The following is a 14782-nucleotide window of genomic DNA, read 5'->3' on the forward strand; positions in this document are numbered from 1 at the left end:
GGCAAAGAAAAGTAGGTGCCGCCCCGCACAGGGGCGACGCGTGAAGCGCGCTAACAATTCGCGGATGCCAGCGCAAAGCCCGAAACCGTCGATGCCAGCGCAAAACCCGAAACCGCGGATGCCAGCGCAAAGCCCAAAAACGCAAACGGCGCATCCCGCGCCATCCCGCTCACGCAGCAAAAACCCCAAAAACCAAACCCCCCAGACCAAACCCCCCAGACCAAACCCCAAAAAGCCCGGCCCGCAGGGCCCCCAATTGCACGTTTCCGGCATTGCCGCTATAGTCTCTGGCATGGCACTTTCCAAGTTCCCCTTCCTGTCTCTTCAAGCCGGCAAGCTACTACGCTCGCTAGCTCTAGCGCGCCTGCCGCGCTGATCGTTTTCGCCCTCCGTCTGCCTCGTTCGTTGTTTAGCGTCGCCTGCGGTGGTGGCGCAAACACTCGAATTCCGTTTTCCAATTCAAACTGACCGAATCCCCCTGGAGACCCGAGATGGCAGACAAGCTCATCATTTTCGATACGACGTTGCGTGACGGCGAACAATCGCCCGGTGCGTCGATGACAAAGGAAGAAAAGATCCGTATCGCGAAGCAACTCGAACGGATGAAAGTCGACGTGATCGAAGCAGGCTTCGCCGCCAGCTCGAACGGCGACTTCGACGCGATCCACACGATCGCCGGCATGATCAAGGACAGCACCATCTGCTCGCTCGCTCGCGCGAACGACAAGGACATCCAGCGCGCCGCCGACGCCCTGAAGCCCGCCGACCACTTCCGCATCCACACGTTCATCGCGACGTCGCCGCTGCACATGGAAAAGAAGCTGCGCATGACGCCCGACCAGGTGTTCGAGCAGGCGAAGCTGGCCGTGCGTTTCGCGCGCAAGTTCACGAATGACGTCGAATTCTCGCCGGAAGACGGCAGCCGCTCGGACATGGACTTCCTGTGCCGTGTGCTCGAAGCCGTGATCGCGGAAGGCGCGACGACCATCAATATCGCCGACACCGTCGGCTACGGCGTGCCGGAACTGTACGGCAACCTCGTGAAGACGCTGCGCGAACGCATTCCGAACTCCGACAAGGCCGTGTTCTCGGTGCATTGCCATAACGACCTCGGCATGGCCGTCGCGAACTCGCTGGCAGGCGTGCAGATCGGCGGCGCGCGTCAGGTGGAGTGCACGGTCAACGGTCTCGGCGAACGCGCGGGCAACACGTCGCTCGAAGAAATCGTGATGGCAGTGCGCACGCGCAAGGACTACTTCGGCCTCGACCTCGGCATCGACACGACGCAGATCGTGCCGGCATCGAAGCTCGTCTCGCAGATCACGGGTTTCGTCGTGCAGCCGAACAAGGCGGTTGTCGGCGCGAACGCGTTTGCGCACGCATCGGGCATCCACCAGGACGGCGTGCTGAAGGCGCGCGACACCTACGAAATCATGCGCGCGGAAGACGTGGGCTGGACCGCGAACAAGATCGTGCTCGGCAAGCTCTCGGGCCGCAACGCGTTCAAGCAGCGTCTGCAGGAACTGGGCATCTCCCTCGACAGCGAAAGCGAACTGAACCTCGCGTTCCAGCGCTTCAAGGAACTCGCCGACCGCAAGTCCGAGATCTTCGACGAAGACATCATCGCAATCGTCACGGAAGAATCGGCCGAAGCGCAGGAAAAGGAGCATTACAAGTTCGTGTCGCTGTCGCAGCACTCGGAAACCGGCGAGCGGCCGCATGCGCGCATCGTGTTCTCGGTCGCGGGCAAGGAAGTGGTCGGCGAAGCGAACGGCAACGGCCCCGTCGACGCGACGCTGAACGCGATCGAAACGGAAGTGGGCAGCGGTTCGGAACTGCTGCTGTACTCGGTCAACGCCATTACGACGGGAACGCAGGCGCAAGGCGAAGTGACCGTGCGTCTGTCTAAGGCGGGGCGCATCGTGAACGGCGTGGGCACTGACCCGGATATCGTCGCCGCATCGGCGAAGGCATATATCTCGGCGCTGAACCGTCTGTATGCCGGACACGATAAGCTGAATCCGCAACGCTCGGAAATCTGATCGGCGTTTGTGCGGTTGATCGTAGTCAGAAAAACCCCGCTGCGGCGGGGTTTTTCTTTGCGACTGCGACAGGAAAAGTCATGAAAAAGCCGCCTCGCAAGGCGGCTTTCCGATTTGCGCCGAAGCAACTCAGAACAAGCTGCGGCGATCCGGATCATGCAAGGGATCAGGCGTCTTTTGAGTCAGACGCAGGATGCCCTGATCATCGAAATAGAAGCTGTACATCATGTACCAGACGTTGTCTTCCAGATAGCGGTACGTCCACACTTCGCGCTTCATCAGCGGGAAATAGTTCGTTTCGACCGGGCGTCCGAAGTTGACGAGCACGTCGTCGCGCGTCCATTTGCCGATCTCCGCGCGATAGAACTCGTTCGGCTGCAGCACCTGGCGCACGTTCACGATCTTGCCCGAGGCGTCGACGTCGGCGGCCGTGGTGGTTTCGCCCATCGGCTGCGTCGGCCACATCAGGCGCTTGCCGCCGTTGGGCAGGTCGTACACTTCGCGCGGCGGACCGAGGCGGGCGACGATCGTCGACTGATCCGCGCCCGCCTGATAGTTCTGCCAGGGCTGCGCGCAGCCAGCGAGCAACACGGCGCAGGCAAGAACGGCCAGCGCGCCGCGCGCCGGGCGCCCGAACGAAAGGCGGTTGAACATGACACCTCCGGTGGTGTTCGATGAGTGGTTGTTGTTCCAGGCTGATATTTTGACACGCGCCACGTCAAAAGATTTTCGGGCATTCGCCCGGCGGAACGGGCCTTCGCGCGCGATTCGCTTGCTTGAGCCCCGCGCGCCGTCCTATGATCCGCGCTTCGATCGACAGATGAGACGCTGATGAAAGCAAAGTGGGCAAAGGCGATGGCGACCGCGATGATGCTGGCGGCGACGGTTCCAGCCGCCAATCTGCATGCGCAAGGCGCGCCGGCTGGCGCGCCGATCCGTATCGCGATGATCGAAGGCATGTCCGGCCCGTTCGCGAACGCGGGCGCGGCTGTCGAGCGAAACCTGCGATTCGGCGTCGAAACGGTCAACGCGCGCGGCGGCGTGAAGCTCGCGGACGGCGCGCATCCGCTCGAACTCGTCGTGCTCGACAGCAAGGGCAGCGCGGAAGAGGCGCTCGTGCAACTGCGCGCAGCCGCCGACAAACACATCGGCTTCATCGCGCAAGGCAACAGCTCGGCCGTGGCGGCCGCCTTGCTGACGGCGATCGACAGGCAGAACACGCGCGAGCCGGACAACCGCGAGCTGTTTCTGAACTATTCCGCCGACGACCCGGCGCTCACCAACGCGAATTGCAGCTTCTGGCATTTCCGCTTCGACGCGCATGCCGGCATGCGGATGGACGCGCTCGCCGATGTCATCCAGCGCGACAAGTCGGTGAAGAAGGTCTATCTGCTGAATCAGGACTACAGCTTCGGACATGACGTGAGCACGCTGGCGCGGGCGGCGCTCGTCGCGAAGCGGCCGGACGTCGCGGTGGTCGGCGACGAGTTTCATCCGATCGGCCGCGTGAAGGATTTCGCGCCGTACATCGCGAAAATCCGCGCGAGCGGCGCCGATGCCGTGATTACGGGCAACTGGGGCAACGATCTGACGCTGCTCGTGAAGGCGGCGCGCGAGCAAGGCCTCGACACGAAGTTCTACACGTTCTACGGCAACAGTCTGGGCGCGCCGGCCGCGCTCGGCGACGCGGGCGTCAAGCGCGTGATCGCCGTGGCCGAATGGCATCCGAACGCGGGCGGCGCGGCGTCGGACGCGTGGTACGCGTCGTTCCGGCAGCGTTTCCCGGCTGCGCCGGACGATTACCCGGTGCTGCGCATGCCGCTGATGATCGAGATGCTGGCGGCGGCGATGGGCCGTGCGGGCAGCGCGCAGCCGGAGAAGGTCGCGAAGGCGCTCGAAGGGATGAAATACGACAATGGTTTTCATGCGTCGTGGATGCGCGCCGACGACCACCAGCTGATCCAGCCCCTTTACGTGATGGAGATGGACAAGGCAGGGACGCCGGGCGTCCATTTCGACAACGAAGGCTCGGGTTACGGCTTCAGAACGGTGCTGGCGCTGCCGCCCGAGCGCACGGTGCCGCCTGCGACGTGCCGGATGAGGCGGCCCTGAGCCGGTGTGAAAGTCCGGCCGTGGGCGGGTTCAGGCCGGCCGGGCGCGCGGCCCGAAACGGCGGGGTTCGCCCGATGAACACGCTGTGCTACAATACGCGACTCGTTTTGTTGTAACCCACGGCACGGCCTTTCTTCCGTGACCGCCTGTCGATTCAAAGGAAATCAACATGTCCGTAGCTGAAACCACCAAGAAATCCGACGTCGTCGCGCAATTCGCACGCGCTGCTAACGACACCGGCTCGCCCGAAGTTCAGGTCGCTCTGCTGACCACGCGCATCAACGAACTGACGGTCCACTTCAAGGCCCACACGAAGGACCACCACAGCCGCCGCGGTCTGCTGCGCATGGTGAGCCGTCGTCGCAAGCTGCTCGACTACCTGAAGGGCAAGGACGCTGATCGTTACCGCGCTCTGATCGAGAAGCTGGGTCTGCGTAAGTAATCCGGCGCATCGGACTTTCTGTCAGCAAGATGCCTGTGTCAGTTCCGCTGATACAGGCATTTTGTTTTTCAACGGTGCGCTTCGTGTGAGGTTTGCCGTTGATACCGCCCGTGAGGCGTGCCGGTTGCGCCGCGGGTAAAACGAAATAAAGCCGGGCTTCAGGGTAGGGCGCTGTGTCATTCCAGCGGTTCGCGTGCAAACAGTTGCAGCCACGTGATTCTCTGGAATGGCATAACACTCCTCTACCCGAAAGGTTCGGTCCTGACGGTGCCGCGCGCGGTTTTGCGCGGCATGACCAAAAGATCAAGGAGGACAAATGTCTCTGTTTAACAAGGTCGTCAAAGAGTTCAAGTGGGGCCAGCATACGGTCCGCATGGAAACGGGTGAAATCGCCCGCCAGGCGAGCGGCGCGGTGCTGGTCGACGTCGAAGACACCGTCGTGCTGGCTACTGTGGTCGGCGCGAAGACGGCAAAGCCGGGCCAGGACTTTTTCCCGCTGACCGTCGATTACATCGAAAAAACCTATTCCGCAGGCAAGATTCCCGGCGGCTTCTTCCGCCGCGAAGGCCGCCCGTCGGAAGGCGAAACGCTGATTTCGCGTCTGATCGACCGTCCGCTGCGTCCGCTGTTCCCGGAAGGCTTCTACAACGAAGTGCAGGTCGTCATCCACGTAATGTCGATCAACCCGGAAGTCCCCGCCGACATCCCGGCGCTGATCGGCGCATCGGCGGCGCTCGCGGTCTCGGGCCTGCCGTTCAACGGCCCCGTCGGTGCTGCGCGCGTCGCGTACATCAACAACGAGTACGTGCTGAATCCGACCCGCTCGCAAGTCAAGGAATCGCGTCTGGACCTCGTCGTCGCCGGTACGGAGCGCGCGGTGCTGATGGTCGAATCCGAAGCGGATCAACTGCCGGAAGACGTGATGCTGGGCGCTGTCGTGTTCGGTCACGAGCAGATGCAAACGGCTATCGACGCGATCCACGAACTGGTCCGTGAAGGCGGCAAGCCCGAGTGGGACTGGCAAGCGGCGCCGAAGAACGAAGCGCTGATTGCGCGCGTCAACGAAATCGCGGGCAACGAACTGCTGTCGGCATATCAGACGCGCGACAAGCAGGCTCGCTCGGCCAAGCTGAAGGCAATCTACGCAGCCACGCAAGCCAAGCTCGAGGAAGAAGCAGCGGCGGCGGGCACGGTGGCAGCCGACAAGGCATCCGTCGGCAACGTGCTGTTCGACATCGAAGCCAAGATCGTCCGTTCGCAGATCCTGAACGGCGAGCCGCGTATCGACGGCCGCGACACGCGCACGGTTCGTCCGATCGAAATCCGCACGGGCGTCCTGCCGCGCACCCACGGTTCGGCGCTGTTCACGCGTGGCGAAACGCAGGCGCTGGTCGTCGCGACGCTCGGCACGAAGGGCGATGAGCAGATCATCGACGCGCTCGAAGGCGAGTACCGCGAGCGCTTCATGCTCCACTACAACATGCCCCCGTTCGCGACGGGCGAAACGGGCCGCGTCGGCTCGCCGAAGCGCCGTGAAATCGGCCACGGCCGTCTCGCGAAGCGCGCGCTGGTCGCGTGCCTGCCGAGCGCCGAAGAGTTCGGCTACTCGATCCGTGTCGTGTCGGAAATCACGGAATCGAACGGTTCGTCGTCGATGGCTTCGGTGTGCGGCGGCTGCCTCGCACTGATGGACGCCGGCGTGCCGATGAAGGCGCACGTCGCCGGCATCGCAATGGGCCTGATCCTCGAAGGCAACAAGTTCGCGGTGCTGACCGACATCCTCGGCGACGAAGACCACCTCGGCGACATGGACTTCAAGGTGGCGGGCACGGAAGCTGGCGTGACGGCACTGCAGATGGACATCAAGATCCAGGGCATCACGAAGGAAATCATGCAGGTCGCCCTCGCGCAGGCGAAGGAAGGCCGCTTGCATATCCTCGGCAAGATGACCTCGGCGGTGTCGGGCGTGAACACGGAACTGTCGGCGTACGCACCGCGCATGATCACCATCAAGATCAATCCGGAAAAGATCCGCGACGTGATCGGCAAGGGCGGTTCGGTGATCCGCGCGCTGACGGAAGAAACGGGCACGACGATCGACATCTCCGACGACGGCGTTGTCACGATCGCGAGCACGAGCAGCGAAGGCATGGCCGAAGCGAAGAAGCGCATCGAGAACATCACGGCGGAAGTCGAAGTCGGCCAGGTCTACGAAGGCACGATTCTCAAGCTGCTGGACTTCGGCGCGATCGTCAATTTGCTGCCGGGCAAGGATGGTCTGCTGCACATCTCCGAAATCGCTAACGAGCGTATCAAGGACATCAACGACTATCTGAAGGAAGGCCAGCAAGTGAAGGTCAAGGTCATCCAGACGGACGAGAAGGGTCGTGTGCGTCTGTCGGCGAAGGCGCTCCTGAACGAAGCAGCACAAACGGAGCCGACGCCGCAGCAATAATGCGGTGAAGGTGGAGCGGCCGGTAGCGCAACTGCGCGCCGGCCGTTTTTCATGTAGGGTGGATTGCAGTGCGAACGGGTTTGCACGGCCGGTTTGCAGCGCAATCCAGACCTGGGAGAGACGACGATGAACGCAATCGAAATCACCGAATTCGGTGCGCCGGAAGTCTTGAAGCTCGCCGAGCGGCCGATGCCCGAACCGAAAGCGGGTGAAGTGCTGATCAAGGTGTCGGCGTCGGGCGTGAACCGCCCGGACGTGTTCCAGCGCAAGGGCGGCTATGCACCGCCGCCGGGCGCATCGGACCTGCCGGGGCTGGAAGTGGCGGGCGAAATCGTCGGCGGAAACATCGACGAGAAGCGCAATCCGTTCGGTCTGAAGATCGGCGACCGTGTGTGCGCGCTGATGGCGGGCGGCGGCTATGCGGAATACGCCACCGTGCCGCTGCTGCAATGTCTGCCAGTGCCGAAGGGCTTTTCCGATATCGAAGCGGCGGCGTTGCCCGAGACATTTTTCACCGTCTGGAGCAATGTTTTTGACCGTGCGATGCTCGGCAGAGGCGAGGGCGGCGAGAACGAAACGTTTCTGGTGCAGGGCGGCTCGAGCGGCATCGGCGTGACGGCGATCCAGATTGCTCATGCGCTCGGCTTTCGCGTGTTCGCGACGGCCGGCACCGACGAGAAGTGCCGCGCGTGCGAGGAAATCGGCGCTGAGCGCGCGATCAACTACAAGACGGAAGATTTCGTCGAGGTGATCAAGTCGCTCACGAACGACCGCGGGGTTGACGTGATCCTCGACATGGTCGCGGGCAGCTACGTGCCGCGGGAACTCAAGGCGCTCGCCGACGGCGGCCGTCTCGCCATCATCGCGCTGCTGGGCGGCGCGAAGGCGGAAGTGAATCTGAACGACATTCTGCGTCGCCGGCTTACCGTCACGGGGTCGACGCTGCGTCCGCGGCCCGTCGAATTCAAGGCGAAGATCGCGGCGCAACTGAAAGAGCGTGTATGGCCGCACCTGGAAGACGGCACGATCAAGCCAGTGATCTTCAAGGTGTTCCCCGCCAGCGAAGCCGCGCAGGCGCATGAGCTGATGGAGAGCAGCACGCACGTCGGCAAGATCGTGTTGAATTGGGGTGCAGGTGCTTGACAGCGGTCGTTTAATTGAGTTTGACCCAGTCTGTCAGCACACAGTAAAATCGCGTGTTTTGCGCGTTCTGCATGGTTTTTGCATGCGGAGCGGGTACCGAGCGCCGACGAAGCGGACGCGTTCATCACCCGTACCACGATAAAACGAGCGAGACGATGGCGAATCAACGAGCAAAACTGGTAGTCGGTAACTGGAAGATGCACGGCCGGCTGGCCGATAACCGTGTGCTGCTGCAGGCGGTATCGCGCGGCGCCGCAGATCTTCCGGACGATGTGCGAGTCGGCGTATGCGTGCCGTGTCCCTATCTGGCGCAGGCGCAAACGCTGCTCGAAAGCGGTCGCGTCGCGTGGGGTGTGCAGGATATCTCCGCGCACACGCAAGGCGCATTTACCGGCGAGGTCGCGGCCGAAATGGCTGCAGAGTTTGGCGCGTCGTACGCGATCGTCGGGCATTCGGAGCGTCGTGCGTATCATCGCGAAAGCCCTGAGGTCGTCGGCGTGAAGACGCAGCGTGCGCTCGAGGCAGGCTTGACGCCGATCGTGTGCGTCGGCGAAACGCTTGAAGAGCGCGAGGGTGGCAGGACCGAGCAGATCGTCGGCGAGCAACTGGATGCGGTGCTCGTGAATCTGTCGGTGGAAGAGGCGGCTCGCCTCGTGGTCGCGTACGAGCCTGTGTGGGCAATCGGCACTGGCAAGAGCGCGACGGCGCAGCAGGCACAGGACGTTCACGCGTTCCTGCGCGCGCGTCTCGTTGCCAAGGGCGGCGAGGCCGCCGACGTGCCGCTGCTGTATGGCGGCAGCGTGAAGCCGGAGAACGCGGAAGATCTGTTCAGTCAGCCGGATATCGATGGCGGCCTGATTGGTGGTGCGTCGTTGAAGGACAAGGATTTCCTGGCAATCTGCACGGCAGCTGTCGCGGCAACGGCCGCGCGCTGAGCATCAAGGCAGAGTGCCCGGGCGAGGATGACCCATTGCGTGCAGCATGTCGTGCTGTGCGGTTAAATAAAGACTCAGGTGAGTGTGATGCTGTATTTGAAAACGTTGATCATTGTCGTGCAGTTGCTGTCGGCGCTTGGCGTCATCGGCCTCGTGCTCCTGCAACACGGCAAGGGTGCCGACATGGGCGCGGCTTTTGGTAGTGGCGCGTCGGGCAGTCTCTTCGGCGCGACGGGCTCTGCTAATTTTCTGTCACGTACTACTGCGATACTGGCAGCTGTATTCTTCGTCACCACGTTGACATTGACGTACCTCGGCGCTTATCACTCGAAGCCTTCCGCGGGCGTACTGGGCAGCATGCCGGCAGCGGCGCCTGTGGCTGCCTCGGTTGCGCCTGGTGCTTCGGCACCGGCTAATGCATCGGCTGCAATTGCTGCGTCTGCAGCTTCTGCGCCAGGCCAGGACGTGCCGAAATAAATTTTCGGGAAAAACACGTTTGTGCGTTGAACAAACTGTTAGGCCGGGTTACAATTCAAGTCTTGAAGCGATTCGCGGGTTTTACAAGTTTGTTTTCCCGGATTGCAGACAGTGCCGACGTGGTGAAATTGGTAGACACGCTATCTTGAGGGGGTAGTGGCGAAAGCTGTGCGAGTTCGAGTCTCGCCGTCGGCACCAATGTTATCTAATGCCAGCCGCTTGCTTCAGCTTCGGCTGGCATTTTCACTTCTGAGGTGGTGTTTGCTGTGGGCTTTCAACATCAAGCATCCCGAAGTGTTTCGCGTCAGGGGTTGTTCCGCGTAGTCAACGTCTCCTGACGTCACTCAGAACCAACCGATTGAGGATACTTTGAACCTCGCAGCCTATTTCCCCGTCTTGTTGTTTCTCCTCGTGGGCACCGGTTTAGGCGTAGCACTGGTCAGTATTGGCAAGATCCTCGGTCCGAATCGACCGGACACCGAAAAGAACGCACCGTACGAGTGCGGCTTCGAAGCATTCGAAGATGCGCGCATGAAGTTCGATGTGCGCTACTACCTGGTCGCCATTCTCTTCATCATCTTCGACCTTGAAACGGCATTCCTGTTTCCGTGGGGCGTGGCCCTGCGCGATATCGGCTGGCCGGGCTTCATCTCGATGATGATTTTTCTGCTCGAATTCCTGCTGGGCTTCGCCTATATCTGGAAGAAAGGCGGCCTCGACTGGGAATGACGGGTTAATCGCCGGTGTGTGTAGGTGGCGATGGCTCGCCGCCTGTCTGGAGTGGAAAACAAATGAGTATCGAAGGGGTCTTGAAGGAAGGGTTTGTCACCACCACGGCTGACAAGCTGATCAACTGGACGCGTACCGGCTCGCTCTGGCCGATGACGTTCGGTCTCGCGTGTTGTGCGGTCGAGATGATGCATGCGGGCGCTGCCCGTTATGACCTTGACCGTTTCGGCGTGGTGTTTCGTCCGAGTCCGCGTCAGTCGGACGTGATGATCGTCGCCGGCACGCTGTGCAACAAGATGGCGCCTGCGCTGCGCAAGGTCTATGACCAGATGGCCGAGCCGCGTTGGGTGATCTCGATGGGTTCGTGCGCGAACGGCGGCGGCTATTATCACTACTCGTATTCGGTGGTGCGTGGCTGTGACCGTATCGTGCCCGTCGATGTGTATGTGCCGGGCTGTCCGCCCACAGCTGAAGCGCTGGTGTACGGCGTGATCCAGTTGCAGGCGAAGATCCGCCGGACCAGCACCATCGCCCGTCAATAAAAGCCCAAGCCTCCCCACAATATGGCAAGCAAACTCGAGACCCTCAAAGCGAACCTCGAGGCGGCCTTTGGCGGCCGCCTGACGAGCATCACCGAATCGACCGGTGAGTTGACCATCGTCGTGAAGGCGGACGATTACCTCGAAGTGGCAAAGCGTCTGCGCGACGACGCGACGCTGCGTTTCGAGCAGCTGATCGACCTCTGCGGTATCGACTATCAAACCTACGGTGAAGGCGCTTACGAAGGTCCGCGTTTTGCCGCCGTCCTGCATCTGCTGTCCGTCTCGAACAACTGGCGCGTGCGCGTGCGCGTGTTCGCGCCGGACGACGAAGTGCCGCTCGTCGCGTCGGTCGTCGACATCTGGAGTTCGGCCAACTGGTACGAGCGCGAAGCGTTCGACCTGTACGGCATCGTCTTCGAAGGTCACCCGGACCTGCGCCGCATCCTGACCGATTACGGTTTCATCGGTCACCCGTTCCGCAAGGATTTCCCTGTTTCCGGTTATGTCGAGATGCGTTACGACCCGGAAGAGAAGCGCGTCGTCTATCAGCCGGTGACGATCGAGCCTCGGGAAATCACGCCGCGCGTGATCCGCGAGGATCGCTATGGCGGCCTGAAACACTAAGAGAACGCCATGGCAGAGATCAAGAACTACACGCTCAACTTCGGTCCGCAGCACCCGGCAGCGCACGGCGTGCTGCGCCTCGTGCTCGAACTCGACGGCGAAGTGATCCAGCGCGCCGATCCGCACATCGGCCTCCTGCATCGCGCGACGGAAAAGCTCGCGGAAAACAAGACTTTCATTCAGTCCGTGCCGTACATGGATCGTCTCGACTACGTGTCGATGATGGTCAACGAGCACGGCTACGTGTTGGCCATCGAAAAGCTGCTCGGCATCGATGTGCCCATCCGTGCGAAATACATCCGCGTGCTGTTCGACGAAGTCACGCGCGTGCTGAACCACCTGATGTGGATCGGCGCGCACGCGCTCGACGTCGGCGCGATGGCCGTGTTCCTTTACGCCTTCCGCGAGCGCGAAGACCTGATGGACGTGTATGAAGCGGTGTCCGGCGCACGGATGCACGCGGCTTACTATCGTCCGGGCGGCGTGTACCGCGATCTGCCGGACGCGATGCCGCAATACAAGGCATCGAAGATCCGCAATGCGAAGGCCTTGTCGAAGATGAACGAGACCCGTCAGGGCTCGCTGCTCGACTTCATCGAGGACTTCTTCAACCGCTTCCCGAAGTGCGTCGACGAGTACGAAACGCTGCTCACCGACAACCGTATCTGGAAGCAGCGTCTGGTCGGCATCGGCGTCGTGAGTCCGGAGCGCGCGCTGCAACTGGGCATGACGGGCGCGATGCTGCGCGGCTCGGGCATCGAGTGGGATCTGCGCAAGAAGCAGCCGTACGAAGTGTACGACCAGATGGATTTCGACATTCCCGTCGGCGTGAATGGCGACTGCTATGACCGCTATCTGGTGCGCGTCGAAGAAATGCGTCAATCCACGCGCATTGCGAAACAGTGCATTGAATGGCTGCGCAAGAATCCCGGTCCTGTGATGACCGACAATCACAAGATCGCACCGCCGTCGCGCGTGGGCATGAAGTCGAACATGGAAGAGCTGATTCACCATTTCAAGCTCTTCACGGAAGGCTTCCACGTGCCGGAAGGCGAAGCATATGCGGCCGTCGAGCATCCGAAGGGTGAGTTCGGCATCTATCTCGTGTCGGACGGCGCGAACAAGCCGTACCGCCTCAAGATTCGTGCGCCGGGTTATGCCCATTTGTCCGCGCTCGACGAAATGGCGCGCGGCCACATGATCGCGGACGCCGTGACGATCATCGGCACACAGGACATCGTGTTCGGTGAAGTGGATCGCTAAGCGGATGTCGTAAGCGATTTTCATCAAGGCACGCGCTCACGTGGCCGATAAGCATGAGAAGCGGAGCGCGCGTCAAGCAAAGGAACGCCGGGTCTGTCGCAACACGCAGTGCGCGACAGGTTTTCGTTCGGTAGGAATTGAAAGAGTCGTGTCTGAAAATGATCTCAGCTGAAGGCCTGAAAGAAATCGATCGCGCGATCGCAAAGTATCCCGCCGATCAGAAACAGTCTGCCGTGATGTCGGCGTTGGCGGTCGGTCAGGAAGAGCTTGGCTGGCTGTCGCCCGAACTCATGCAGTTCGTCGCGGACTATCTCGGCATGCCGGCCGTCGCCGTGCAGGAGGTTGCGACCTTCTACACGATGTATGAGACGTCGCCCGTCGGCAAATACAAGATCACGCTCTGCACGAACCTGCCGTGCCAGCTCGGTCCCGACGGCGGTTCGGACAGCGCCGCCGAATATCTGAAGCAGAAGCTCGGCATCGACTTCGGCGAAACCACCGCGGACGGCAAATTCACCCTCAAAGAGGGCGAATGCATGGGTTCGTGCGGTGATGCGCCCGTGCTGCTCGTGAACAACCATCGTATGTGCAGCTTCATGAGCCGCGAGAAGATCGACCAGCTCCTCGAGGAACTTTCGAAATGACGTCTTTACACGATCGTCACATCAAGCCGCTGATTCTCGCCGGTCTGAACGGCGACAACTGGCATCTTCAGGACTACGTCGAGCGCGGCGGCTACAAGCAGCTGCGCCGTATCCTCGAAGAGAAGATTCCTCCCGAGCAGGTGATCGCCGACGTCAAGGCTTCGGGTCTGCGTGGCCGCGGCGGTGCGGGCTTCCCGACCGGCCTGAAATGGAGCTTCATGCCGCGCCAGTTCCCGGGGCAAAAGTACCTCGTCTGCAATTCGGACGAAGGCGAGCCGGGCACGTTCAAGGATCGCGACATCCTGCGCTGGAACCCGCACTCGCTGATCGAAGGCATGATCATCGGCGCGTACGCGATGAACATCTCGGTCGGCTACAACTACATTCACGGTGAAATCTTCGAAGTCTATCGACGCTTCGAAGCAGCACTCGAAGAAGCGCGCGCAGCGGGCTTCCTCGGCGACAACATCATGGGCTCGGGCTTCTCGTTCGAGCTGCACGCGCATCACGGTTACGGCGCGTACATCTGTGGCGAAGAAACCGCGCTGCTCGAATCGCTGGAAGGCAAGAAGGGCCAGCCGCGCTTCAAGCCGCCTTTCCCGGCGAGCTTCGGCGTGTACGGCAAGCCGACCACGATCAACAACACGGAAACCTTCGCGGCCGTGCCGTTCCTGCTGGCCGTCGGCCCGCAGAACTACCTCGAGATGGGCAAGCCGAACAACGGCGGCACGAAGATCTTCTCGGTGTCGGGCGACGTCGAGCGTCCGGGCAACTACGAGGTCCCGCTTGGCACGCCGTTCGCGACGCTGCTGGATCTCGCGGGCGGCATGCGCGGCGGCAAGAAGATCAAGGCCGTGATTCCCGGCGGTTCGTCGGCACCCGTGATTCCGGGCGAGCTGATGATGCAAACCGACATGGACTACGACTCGATCGCCAAGCAAGGGTCGATGCTGGGTTCGGGCGCCGTCATCGTGATGGACGAGACGCGCTGCATGGTGCGCTCGCTGCTGCGCCTGTCGTACTTCTATTACGAAGAGTCGTGCGGTCAGTGCACGCCGTGCCGCGAAGGCACGGGCTGGCTGTATCGCGTCGTGCATCGCATCGAGCACGGTCTGGGCCGCAAGGAAGATCTGGATCTGTTGAACTCGGTCGCCGAGAACATCATGGGTCGCACGATCTGCGCGCTCGGCGATGCGGCTGCGATGCCGGTGCGGGGCATGCTCAAGCACTACTGGGACGAATTCGAGTATCACGTCGCCAACAAGCGTTGCGTGGTCGGCGGTCATGCCGGCGCGGCGGCGGCCTCGGAAACGGTCGCCGCGTAAAGCGGGAATCAAACGCGGGAGCCGCCGCTAGCGCAAAACGCAGCGGCGA

The 14782-nt window shown here is 61.7% G+C and carries 14 protein-coding genes and 1 tRNA gene; 14 read left to right on the top strand and 1 reads right to left on the bottom strand.

Annotation, left to right across the window (positions count from 1 at the left end; all coding sequences use genetic code 11):
- Positions 1 to 491: 491 nt before the first annotated feature.
- On the top strand, positions 492 to 2042 hold the full coding sequence (locus KFO72_RS26700) for a 2-isopropylmalate synthase (protein WP_036003799.1): 1551 nt from the start codon (positions 492 to 494) through the stop codon (positions 2040 to 2042).
- 129 nt (positions 2043 to 2171) lie between these two features.
- Here KFO72_RS26700 and KFO72_RS26705 read toward each other — a convergent pair whose 3' ends face one another.
- Complete coding sequence (locus KFO72_RS26705) at positions 2172 to 2696, bottom strand: hypothetical protein (RefSeq protein ID WP_054930065.1); 525 nt, start codon at positions 2694 to 2696, stop codon at positions 2172 to 2174.
- Between the two features lie 177 nt (positions 2697 to 2873).
- On the opposite strand from KFO72_RS26705, the gene KFO72_RS26710 reads away from it, so the two are divergent.
- The 13 genes from KFO72_RS26710 (at position 2874) to nuoF (ending at position 14733) form a co-directional block, all read left to right on the top strand.
- A complete protein-coding gene (locus KFO72_RS26710; protein WP_225033410.1) occupies positions 2874 to 4154 on the top strand; it encodes a branched-chain amino acid ABC transporter substrate-binding protein in 1281 nt (426 codons plus the stop codon).
- A gap of 169 nt (positions 4155 to 4323) precedes the next feature.
- Positions 4324 to 4596 (top strand): 30S ribosomal protein S15, encoded by a 273-nt coding sequence (gene rpsO, locus KFO72_RS26715; RefSeq protein WP_036003805.1) that lies wholly within the window; start codon positions 4324 to 4326, stop codon positions 4594 to 4596.
- Between the two features lie 316 nt (positions 4597 to 4912).
- Positions 4913 to 7051, top strand: coding sequence for a polyribonucleotide nucleotidyltransferase (pnp, locus tag KFO72_RS26720; protein WP_054930067.1), 2139 nt, complete (start codon positions 4913 to 4915; stop codon positions 7049 to 7051).
- Between the two features lie 126 nt (positions 7052 to 7177).
- Entirely contained in the window at positions 7178 to 8194 is a 1017-nt protein-coding gene (locus tag KFO72_RS26725; RefSeq protein ID WP_036003809.1) for an NAD(P)H-quinone oxidoreductase, read from the top strand.
- A gap of 155 nt (positions 8195 to 8349) precedes the next feature.
- Positions 8350 to 9129 (top strand): triose-phosphate isomerase, encoded by a 780-nt coding sequence (gene tpiA, locus KFO72_RS26730; RefSeq protein WP_060600190.1) that lies wholly within the window; start codon positions 8350 to 8352, stop codon positions 9127 to 9129.
- Positions 9130 to 9216: 87 nt separating this feature from the next.
- Entirely contained in the window at positions 9217 to 9606 is a 390-nt protein-coding gene (gene secG, locus KFO72_RS26735) for a preprotein translocase subunit SecG (protein WP_036003813.1), read from the top strand.
- Between the two features lie 113 nt (positions 9607 to 9719).
- Positions 9720 to 9804: transfer RNA gene (locus KFO72_RS26740), tRNA-Leu, on the top strand.
- Positions 9805 to 9975: 171 nt separating this feature from the next.
- On the top strand, positions 9976 to 10335 hold the full coding sequence (locus KFO72_RS26745; protein ID WP_007588164.1) for an NADH-quinone oxidoreductase subunit A: 360 nt from the start codon (positions 9976 to 9978) through the stop codon (positions 10333 to 10335).
- A gap of 62 nt (positions 10336 to 10397) precedes the next feature.
- Entirely contained in the window at positions 10398 to 10877 is a 480-nt protein-coding gene (locus tag KFO72_RS26750) for a NuoB/complex I 20 kDa subunit family protein (RefSeq protein WP_027819582.1), read from the top strand.
- Between the two features lie 21 nt (positions 10878 to 10898).
- The gene (locus KFO72_RS26755; protein WP_036003817.1) at positions 10899 to 11501 is read left to right on the top strand and encodes an NADH-quinone oxidoreductase subunit C; all 603 of its coding nucleotides are present in this window, start codon (positions 10899 to 10901) and stop codon (positions 11499 to 11501) included.
- Positions 11502 to 11510: 9 nt separating this feature from the next.
- Complete coding sequence (locus KFO72_RS26760; RefSeq protein WP_054930070.1) at positions 11511 to 12764, top strand: NADH-quinone oxidoreductase subunit D; 1254 nt, start codon at positions 11511 to 11513, stop codon at positions 12762 to 12764.
- A 158-nt stretch (positions 12765 to 12922) separates the two neighbouring features.
- Positions 12923 to 13408 carry an NADH-quinone oxidoreductase subunit NuoE gene (nuoE, locus tag KFO72_RS26765; protein WP_036003823.1) on the top strand — a complete coding sequence of 162 codons (486 nt, stop codon included), beginning with the start codon at positions 12923 to 12925 and terminating at the stop codon, positions 13406 to 13408.
- Positions 13405 to 14733 (top strand): NADH-quinone oxidoreductase subunit NuoF, encoded by a 1329-nt coding sequence (gene nuoF / locus KFO72_RS26770; protein ID WP_054930071.1) that lies wholly within the window; start codon positions 13405 to 13407, stop codon positions 14731 to 14733. The genes nuoE and nuoF overlap by 4 nt, the downstream gene beginning before the upstream one ends.
- Positions 14734 to 14782 lie beyond the last annotated feature (49 nt).

It is taken from the genome of Paraburkholderia sp. XV, assembly GCF_020177535.1.
Taxonomy (GTDB): domain Bacteria; phylum Pseudomonadota; class Gammaproteobacteria; order Burkholderiales; family Burkholderiaceae; genus Paraburkholderia; species Paraburkholderia caribensis.

Excerpts from the sequence above, each read along its gene's own strand:
- pnp (WP_054930067.1), top strand. The coding sequence starts at position 4,913 with ATGTCTCTGTTTAACAAGGTCGTCAAAGAGTTCAAGTGGGGCCAGCAT.
- KFO72_RS26705 (WP_054930065.1), bottom strand. The coding sequence starts at position 2,696 with ATGTTCAACCGCCTTTCGTTCGGGCGCCCGGCGCGCGGCGCGCTGGCC.
- KFO72_RS26750 (WP_027819582.1), top strand. The coding sequence starts at position 10,398 with ATGAGTATCGAAGGGGTCTTGAAGGAAGGGTTTGTCACCACCACGGCT.
- rpsO (WP_036003805.1), top strand. The coding sequence starts at position 4,324 with ATGTCCGTAGCTGAAACCACCAAGAAATCCGACGTCGTCGCGCAATTC.
- KFO72_RS26700 (WP_036003799.1), top strand. The coding sequence starts at position 492 with ATGGCAGACAAGCTCATCATTTTCGATACGACGTTGCGTGACGGCGAA.
- KFO72_RS26760 (WP_054930070.1), top strand. The coding sequence starts at position 11,511 with ATGGCAGAGATCAAGAACTACACGCTCAACTTCGGTCCGCAGCACCCG.
- nuoE (WP_036003823.1), top strand. The coding sequence starts at position 12,923 with ATGATCTCAGCTGAAGGCCTGAAAGAAATCGATCGCGCGATCGCAAAG.
- KFO72_RS26725 (WP_036003809.1), top strand. The coding sequence starts at position 7,178 with ATGAACGCAATCGAAATCACCGAATTCGGTGCGCCGGAAGTCTTGAAG.
- secG (WP_036003813.1), top strand. The coding sequence starts at position 9,217 with ATGCTGTATTTGAAAACGTTGATCATTGTCGTGCAGTTGCTGTCGGCG.
- tpiA (WP_060600190.1), top strand. The coding sequence starts at position 8,350 with ATGGCGAATCAACGAGCAAAACTGGTAGTCGGTAACTGGAAGATGCAC.
- KFO72_RS26755 (WP_036003817.1), top strand. The coding sequence starts at position 10,899 with ATGGCAAGCAAACTCGAGACCCTCAAAGCGAACCTCGAGGCGGCCTTT.
- KFO72_RS26710 (WP_225033410.1), top strand. The coding sequence starts at position 2,874 with ATGAAAGCAAAGTGGGCAAAGGCGATGGCGACCGCGATGATGCTGGCG.
- nuoF (WP_054930071.1), top strand. The coding sequence starts at position 13,405 with ATGACGTCTTTACACGATCGTCACATCAAGCCGCTGATTCTCGCCGGT.